This window comes from Microbacterium sp. HSID17254 (assembly GCF_003989315.1).
GTDB lineage: Bacteria > Actinomycetota > Actinomycetes > Actinomycetales > Microbacteriaceae > Microbacterium.
Genome location: NZ_RBLT01000069.1, coordinates 1 through 8,276, shown reverse-complemented (window position 1 = coordinate 8,276; position 8,276 = coordinate 1). Strand labels below are relative to the sequence as shown.

Annotated in this window: 7 protein-coding genes; 3 read left to right on the top strand and 4 right to left on the bottom strand. The window is 72.2% G+C overall.

Annotation, left to right across the window (positions count from 1 at the left end; translation table 11 throughout):
• Positions 1 to 203: 203 nt before the first annotated feature.
• From D8M34_RS17435 to D8M34_RS17420, 4 genes are all read right to left on the bottom strand, one after another.
• Positions 204 to 1,670: an FAD-dependent oxidoreductase gene (locus D8M34_RS17435; RefSeq protein ID WP_164498193.1), complete on the bottom strand. Its 1,467-nt coding sequence runs from the start codon at positions 1,668 to 1,670 to the stop codon at positions 204 to 206.
• A 26-nt stretch (positions 1,671 to 1,696) separates the two neighbouring features.
• The gene (locus D8M34_RS17430) at positions 1,697 to 3,175 is read right to left on the bottom strand and encodes an aldehyde dehydrogenase family protein (protein WP_238695708.1); all 1,479 of its coding nucleotides are present in this window, start codon (positions 3,173 to 3,175) and stop codon (positions 1,697 to 1,699) included.
• A 412-nt stretch (positions 3,176 to 3,587) separates the two neighbouring features.
• Positions 3,588 to 4,847, bottom strand: coding sequence for a DUF222 domain-containing protein (locus D8M34_RS17425; protein WP_126894650.1), 1,260 nt, complete (start codon positions 4,845 to 4,847; stop codon positions 3,588 to 3,590).
• A gap of 252 nt (positions 4,848 to 5,099) precedes the next feature.
• Positions 5,100 to 5,537, bottom strand: a complete 438-nt coding sequence (locus D8M34_RS17420; RefSeq protein ID WP_174235405.1) for an Lrp/AsnC family transcriptional regulator — start codon at positions 5,535 to 5,537, stop codon at positions 5,100 to 5,102.
• A 150-nt stretch (positions 5,538 to 5,687) separates the two neighbouring features.
• Between D8M34_RS17420 and D8M34_RS17415 the strand changes: the two genes are divergently transcribed.
• From D8M34_RS17415 to D8M34_RS17405, 3 genes are all read left to right on the top strand, one after another.
• Positions 5,688 to 6,800: a thiamine pyrophosphate-dependent enzyme gene (locus tag D8M34_RS17415; RefSeq protein WP_126894649.1), complete on the top strand. Its 1,113-nt coding sequence runs from the start codon at positions 5,688 to 5,690 to the stop codon at positions 6,798 to 6,800.
• Entirely contained in the window at positions 6,797 to 7,825 is a 1,029-nt protein-coding gene (locus D8M34_RS17410) for an alpha-ketoacid dehydrogenase subunit beta (RefSeq protein WP_025103847.1), read from the top strand. Before D8M34_RS17415 ends, D8M34_RS17410 begins: the two co-directional genes overlap by 4 nt.
• Positions 7,822 to 8,276: biotin/lipoyl-containing protein (locus D8M34_RS17405; protein ID WP_342343183.1), on the top strand; the 455-nt coding region annotated here is incomplete at its 3' end. The genes D8M34_RS17410 and D8M34_RS17405, both read left to right, overlap by 4 nt.

The window sequence follows — 8,276 nt, the reverse complement described above, 5'->3', positions numbered from 1 at the left end:
GGACGACCGCGGTGCTCACCGCCCGGGCGCGCGGGCCGCTGCCCGGCGGCGGACTCCCGCTCGCGCTGACGGTGTTCGCGACCGGCTTCGGTCTCGTCGCCCTCGCGCTCGTGGCGCTGACGCTGCTCACGCGCTGACACGCCGGAGCGCGGGGCGAACGCGACAGATGCCGTGACCGCCCCGCGTCCCCTCGCCGCCCTCCCTCAGTCCGCGAGGAGGAACCGCGCGCCGCGTTCGCCGATCATGGCCGCGGGTGCGTTGGTGTTGCCGGTGGGCACGGTCGGCATGATCGAGGCGTCGATCACCCGGAGCCCCTCGATCCCGCGCACCCGGAGCTGCGGATCGACCACGGACTCCGGGTCGGAGCCCATGCGACAGGTGCCGACCTGGTGGTGGTAGGTGATGGCGGTGCGGCGCACCCACTCCTCCACGTCGTCGTCCGCCACGTCCGGCCCGGGGTAGACCTCGACCGCACCCCACTTCTCGGCGAGCGCCGGCTGCGTGCCGATGCGGCGGCACTGGCGCACCGAGGCGGCCAGGGCATCGACGTCCCGGTGATCCTCCAGCGCTGCCAGGTCGATGTGCGGCAGATCGTCGAGGCCGGGACCGGTGAGGCGCAGCTCGCCGCGGCTGTACGGCGTCACCAGGCCCGCCATGAGCGTGAACCCGTCGGTGCCCTTCGGCTCGAGCTCTCCCCACATCGGGACGGAGAAGTGGATGGGCTGCGTGTCCGGCTGCGCGAGGCCGTCGCGGCTGCGCCAGAACAGGTGGCTCTGCGTGACGGAGACCCCCGGCTGCGGCGGGCCGACGGGCTTCTTCTCGGTCGCGAAGATCACCGGCGACAGGAGGTGGTCGTGCAGGTTCTTGCCCACGGCGGGGGCGTCGTGCACGACGGGGATGCCGAGGGCACTCAGCTCCGCGGCGGGACCGATGCCCGAGCGCAGCAGGATGACAGGAGTGCCGAGTGCTCCCGCCGAGAGGATGACCTCGTCCGCGAGCACCTCCTCGGCGTCGTCGCCCTCCCCCAGCCGGATGCCGACCGCACGACCCTCGCGCACGATCACGGAGTGCACGGCGCGACCGGTGAGGATCGTCATCCGGTCGGCGACGGGCTGCGCATAGGCGGTCCAGGTGTTGACGCGGCGGCCGTCCGTGATCGTGACCTGCTCCTGCGAGACCCCGTCGAGCGTGCCCCCGTTGTAGTTCGGGTTGCGCGGCAGCCCCTCCTCGACGGCGGCGTCGATGATCGAGGCCTGGATGGGCGCGAGCGCGTAGTCGTCGGTCACCGGCAGCAGGTCGTTCTCGATCGCGTCGTAGATCGGCTCGACCTCGGCCCAGCCCCATCCGGTCGCGCCGGCCGCCTCCCACGCGTCGTAGTCGGAGGCCGCGCCGCGCACCCAGATCATGGCGTTCAGCGCGTGCGACCCACCGGTGACCTTGCCGCGAGGAAGATGCAGCCGACGACCGGCCGCGTGCGGCTGCGGCACGGTGAAGAAGTCCCAGTCCTCGGCGGAGTGCCAGAGTTCACCCGCCCGCGAGGGGTCGTGAATGGCCGGGTTCGTGTCGTAGCCGCCCGCTTCGACGAGCGTCACCGCGACACCGGCATCGGTGAGACGCCGCGCGACGATGGCGCCCGACGTGCCGGCCCCGACGACGATCGCGGAGCGCACCGCGCCGCTGTTCGCCGCGGTCACGTTCACGCCTTCCGGCCGGGTCCGGAGACGACCTGGGTGACGGCGACGGACTTGAGCCCCTCGACGCCGAACTCCAGCCCGTAGCCCGAGCTCTTCACGCCGCCGAACGGCACCATCGGGTGCAGCCCGCCGTGCGAGTTGATCCACACCGTGCCGGACTGCATGCGCGCGGCGACGGCGCGGGCCTCCTCCGGGTCGCTCGCCCACACCGAGGCGCCGAGGCCCACGTCGAGCGCGTTCGCGAGCGCGAAGGCCTCGTCGACGTCGCTGTAGCGGATGACGGGAAGCGCGGGACCGAACTGCTCCTCCTGCACGAGCGCTGCGTCGTTGTCGATGTCGGCGACGATGGTGGGCCGGTAGAACAGCTCGCCGAGCTCGGCGGCCGGCTCGCCACCGGTGACGATCCGGGCGCCGCGACTGCGCGCATCGTCGACGAGGCGACTGACGATGTCGAACTGCGGGCGGTTCTGCAGCGGTCCGAGCACGTTGCCCTCGTCGAGCCCGTTGCCCATCGGCACCTGCGCGGCGATCGCGGCGAGCGCGTCCACGACCTCGTCGTACACGGAGTCGTGCACGTAGAGGCGCTTCATGGCGGCGCAGGTCTGTCCGGTGTTGATGAACGCACCCCAGAAGAGGTCTTCCGCGATCGCGGAGGGATCGGTGCCGGGGAGCACGATGCCCGCGTCGTTGCCGCCCAGCTCCAGCGTGAGGCGGGCGAGGTTGCCCGCGGAGCTCTCGATGATGCGGCGCCCTGTCGCGGTGGAGCCCGTGAACATGATCTTGGCGATGTCGGGGTGCGAGGCGAGGCGGCCGCCCACCTCGCGGTCGCCGGAGACGCCGATGAGGACGTCGGCGGGCAGCACGTCGTTCATCACCGCGAGCATCGCCAGCACGCTCAGCGGCGTGTACTCGCTGGGCTTCGCGACGACCGTGTTGCCCATGCGCAGCGACGGACCGATCTGCCAGATCGTGATCATGAGCGGCCAGTTCCACGGCCCGATGGCGCCGACCACACCGGCCGCCTTGTAGACGAGCTCGGCGTGCAGCGTCTCGTCGTCGACGAGCACCTGCGGCTCCAGGACGGTGGTGGCGTTGGTGCGCAGCCAGGCCGAGCAGGCGCCGAGCTCGAACCGCGCGTTGGGGCCGTTCAGCGGCTTGCCCTGCTCCCGCGACAGGAGGTAGGCGAGCCCCTCGGCGTTCGCGTCGATGGCGTCGGCCGCGGCCAGGAGGAGTGCGCTCCGCTTCTCGTGTCCGAGCGCCTCCCACGCGGGCTGCGCGGCCTTCGCGCGGGCGATGGCGTCGTCGAGGTCGGAGACCGTGGCCACGGGCGCGCGTCCGATGACCTCCCGCGTCGCGGCGTCGGGGATCTCGCGCCCCTCGCCCTGCGGGGCCTGGATGCGGTCGAGCAGCGCAGCGGCGGCGGTCGCCGCGGCATCGGCGGATCCGGAGTCGACGGCTACGGGAACGGCGGAATCGGACATCGGTGTCTCTCCTTCGAGCGGGTCACGGCGCGGACGCCGGTCTTCTTCTCATTCTCGGTCGGCCCTTCCCGCCGCACTTGTCGCGGAGCGCGCCGGAGATGTCCCCGCGCGAAGGATGCGCTCCCGGGCCGGTCCCGCGTGAGCGAATCGGGACCCCGTCCGGTCCGGGGAGCCGGTAAGCGTCAGGCGCGGCGTGCGCCATCGTCGCCTCGGATCCCACCACGCCGGCCCTCGCACCTGCGGCACTCCCTCTCGCATGCGGATCTGCCACCCCGAGGTGTCCAGTGTGCGGTGGTGGTGCCAGCACAGCGCGACCCCGTTGTCGGTGTGCGTCGGACCCCCGTGCGCGTGCTCCGTGACGTGGTGGATCTCGCACCAGGCGGCGGGGACGTGACACCCGGGGATCAGGCACTCACCGTCCCGCACGCCGATCGCCCGGCGCTGCGCGGGGGGTGAAGATCCGGTCGCTCGACCCGAGCCCGACGATCCTTCCTCCGGCGCCGAGCACGATCCGCTGGACTGTCCCTCCGCACGCCGTGTGCGCAGCGACCCGCGTCGACACCGGCGTCTCGGCGCCCTCGATCCGCGCCCAGCCGCGCCCCGTGGCATAGTCCTCGGCGCCGACCGTCACCACGAGTGTCGGGGCGGCACCGCCCAGCCGTGGCATGTCGTCGTGCCGGGCCGCGATCCCCAGAGCCGCCGCGAGCGCGTCGTGCTGCTTCTGTGCCCGCGTGCGCCCGTCGACCATCCCGCCGGGGTCGCCGGCCGGGAGCACATCGTCGTCCGGGGACACCGCCGTGTTCCGCTGCTCGGCATCGGAATCCTCGAGTACCGCGGACGGCACGAAGTGGACGCCGGGAAGCGGCGGACCATCGACCTTCGGGTTCAGATATGCGTCCCAGATCCGCTGCAGCTGCCCCGCGACCTCGGGCAGCAGTGCGCCCCGGACCGGGATCACGCCGTCCTTGGCGCGCCCCAGCACCACACCCCGCGCTCGCAGCGCGATGTCTTCCGCAGGCTCCGCGCCGTCGGGGTCGAGGTACTGCACGATCAGCTGCGCCCGCACCCGCAGATCCTCGGGCGTCGGTGCCGGACCGGGCTCGTTCTGGGCGTCATCACTGTTCTCGGCGCCATCACTGTTCTCGGCACCGTCGCAACTCTCCTCGCCACGAGCGACCTCCGCGAGATACGCGTCGGCCTCCCAGCGGTCGGCGAGGCGCACGCGAGGGCCGGCCTGCTCGATCGGCCCGGTCGCGGCCAGCAACCCGGTCAAGCCGAGCGCCCCGTCGAGGAGGGCCTCGCGCAGCGCCGGCCACCGCGCCGGCAGCCGCTCCCCGGAGGACAGGTCGACCTCGCGTCGCACCAACCGCGCGGCCTTCACCACCCGCGCGGCGGACGCGCCGTCGGTGCGGAGCACCCGCTGCAGCAGCTCGTTCATCGAGCGACAGCCGAACCGGCCGCAGAAGGCCGGCTCCCCCGATCCCGCCGGACGCGGATCGACGCTCGCGACCGCCTCCACGATCACGGCCTCCACGCGTCGCTGGATCTCGCCCGCGACCCGCAGCAGGTGCATCATCGCCCCGGCATCGAGAGCGCCCACGGTGCCGGACTGCAGCACGGCGTCGAGAGCGACGACCGTGTCGTCGAGAACCGCTACCGGGGTGCCTTCCATACGACGATTCAACAGAGGGCCGCCGACATTGCGAGGCCCGATTACCCCTGTTCAGAGAGATATTCCAGTATGCGCGACGGACTCCTCCTGCACACGAACAGACCCGTGATCAACCCTCCACATCACAACACCATCCGCACAACATGCCGCCGCCGAATTCGCCGCTTCCCGGCACGACCCCCGTACCCCACCCACGACCCGCGGCACCGACGCCCGTCGCACCCCAACGACCCCCGTCGCAGGACACAAGTGTCACGCCCGGTCGAAGTCCTCGAAGATCAGGATCGTCCGGGTCGAGCGGATCGACGGGATCGCCTGGATGTCCTCCAGCACGATGCGGCGCAGGTCGCGGGCGTCGTTGGCGCGCACGAGCAGCAGCACGTCGAAGTCGCCGCCGACGAGCGCCATGTGCTCGATCTCCGGGATCACCCGGAGCCGCGCGCTCACCTCCTGCCACGTGGCCTGCTCGATCGCGAGGGTCACGTACGCGCTCGCGTGATGCCCCAGCAGCACGGGGTCGGTGCGCACGGTGTACCCGGTGATCACCCCGGCGTCGGTGAGCCGCTTGATGCGGGCATGCGCCCCCGCGCGGGAGATGTGCACCGCCTCGGCGATCGCGGTCATGGACGCCCGCGCATCCCGCCGCAGCTCCGCGAGGATCGCGCGATCCGTCTCGTCCAGCGCCGCCATGGCACCCCTCTCCCGTCCGGGAAATCCTGACATTTCGTAAGCCATTGTGGCATGTCGCGAGCAATCGTCCACGATCCTGCGACGGATCTTGGATGACTGTCACACGCGCGGCATGCTGTCCTCATCGAGTTCGGCAAGGAAGGCGGACGGATGCACCCCCACGACATGCTCCCGCGGGACACCGCGGTACGACTGGTCGCCGAGGACGGGACCACCCTCCCCGACGAGACCTACGCGCTCCCCGCCGCCGACGTCCTGCTGGCGGCCTACCGCGGCCTCGTCGAAGGCCGCCGCATCAACGATCAGGCCGGCGCGCTCGTGCGCCAGGGCCGCCTCGCGGTCTACCCGTCGTCGCACGGCCAGGAGGCCTGCCAGGTGGCCGCGGCGATGGTGCTCCGCGACACCGACTGGCTCTTCCCCACGTACCGCGACTCGGTCGCCGTGATCGCCCGCGGCGTCGCTCCCGCGGAGGCGATGGTGCTCCTCAAGGGCGCCTGGCACTCGGGCTACGACGTGCGTGCGCACCGCGTCGCCCCGCAGGCCACCCCACTCGCGACCCAGCTGCTGCACGCGGTCGGCTTCGCGCAGGCGGCGAAGCACCGCGGCGAGGACACCGTGGTGCTCGCGCTCTGCGGCGACGGCGCGACGAGCGAGGGCGACTTCCACGAGGCGATGAACTTCGCGGCGGTGTTCCACGTGCCCGTCGTGTTCTTCGTGCAGAACAACGAGTTCGCAATCTCGGTCCCCCTCTCCCGGCAGACCGCCGCCCCCTCCCTCGCCCATAAGGCGGTCGGCTACGGCATGCCGGGACAGCGCGTCGACGGCAACGACGTGGCCGCGGTCCTCGCGGTGCTCACGGAGGCCGTCGACCGCGCCCGCGCCGGCGGCGGCCCCTCTCTCGTCGAGGCCCACACGTACCGCATGCAGGCGCACACCAACGCCGACGACGACACCCGCTATCGCGAACGCGAGGAGGTGCAGGCCTGGCTCGCCCGCGATCCGCTGCTCCGCCTGCGCGCGCACCTCACCGCGACGGGGACGCTGGACGACGAGGCAGAAGAGCGCTTCGCCGCGGGTGCGGAGGAGATCGCCGCCGCCATGCGCACCGCCCTGAACACCGATGCGGAGCTCGACCCGGAAGACCTCTTCCGCTTCGTGACCGCGACCCGCTCGCCGCAGCGTGAGGAGCAGTGGCAGCTCCTCCGGGAGGAGATCGAGCGCTCCCACCCCGCCGAGACGATGACGACCGGAGGCCCCCGATGACCATCGCCGAGCACGAGACGCCGGTCGCGACGGACGCCGGCACCACCACGACCATGACCATGGCCGCCGCCCTCAACCGCGCTCTCGCCGACGCCCTCGCCGCCGACCCCGACGTGGTCGTGTTCGGAGAGGATGTGGGAGCCCTCGGCGGCGTCTTCCGCATCACGGACGGACTCACCGCCCGCTTCGGCGAGGACCGCTGCTTCGACACCCCGCTCGCGGAGTCCGGCATCATCGGCACCGCCGTCGGCATGGCGATGAACGGGATGCGCCCCGTGGTCGAGATGCAGTTCGACGCCTTCGCCCTGCCCGCGTTCGAGCAGATCGTCAGCCATGTCGCGAAGCTCGGCAACCGCACCCGCGGCGGGATGCGCATGCCGCTCGTGATCCGCATCCCGTTCGGCGGCGGCATCGGGGGCGTCGAGCACCACTGCGACTCGTCCGAGGCGTACTACGCGCACACGCCCGGCCTCACCGTCGTGAGCCCGTCCACCCCGCAGGACGCCTACTCGCTGCTCCGGGCGGCCATCGCCGCGCCGGACCCGGTGGTCTTCCTCGAGCCCAAGAAGCTCTACTGGTCGAAGGGCGAGGTCGACACCGCCGTGACGGCGGAGATCGGCGCGGCGCGCATCGCCAGGGAGGGCACCGACGTGACCCTCCTCGCGTACGGAGCCTCCGTGCCGCTCGCGCTGGAGGCGGCTGAGGTCGCCGCGGGCGAAGGGCGCAGCGTGCAGGTGGTCGACGTGCGCTCCCTCTCCCCCTTCGACGACGAGACGGTCACCGCGGCGGTGCGGTCCACGGGACGCGCGGTCGTGATCGCCGAGGCCCCGGGATTCGTCAGCGTCGCCTCCGAGATCCAGGCCCGGGTGTTCGAGCGCTGCTTCGAATACCTGGAGGCCCCGGTGCGGCGGGTGACCGGTTTCGACACCCCCTACGCGCCGCCGAAGTTCGAGCACTGGTACCTGCCGGACGTCGATCGGGTGCTCGACGCGATCGACACGCTGCACTGGGAGGACGAAGCATGAGCACCCCGGTGAAGACCGCGACCCGCGTGTTCCGCCTCCCCGACCTCGGCGAGGGACTCACCGAGGCCGGCCTCGTGCAGTGGCTGGTGTCCGTCGGCGACACGATCGCGACCGACCAGGCCATCGCCGAGGTCGAGACCGCGAAGAGCGTCGTCGAACTGCCCTCGCCGTTCGCGGGCGTCGTGACGGCGCTGCACGGCACGCCCGGCGACACCATCGACGTCGGGGCTCCGGTGCTGGAGGTCGCCGACCCCGGCAGTGAGGAGACCGCGTCTGCGCCGCAGGCTCCCGCCGCGCAGACCGAGCACGAGGCGTACCGGCAGGAGGAGCGTGCGGGGTCGGGCAACGTCCTCATCGGGTACGGCACCTCCGCGTCCGCCTCGACGGGTCGGCGACGGCGCCCCGCGGCGCCACGCCCCGCACCGGCACCCGCCTCGACAGCACCGGCCTC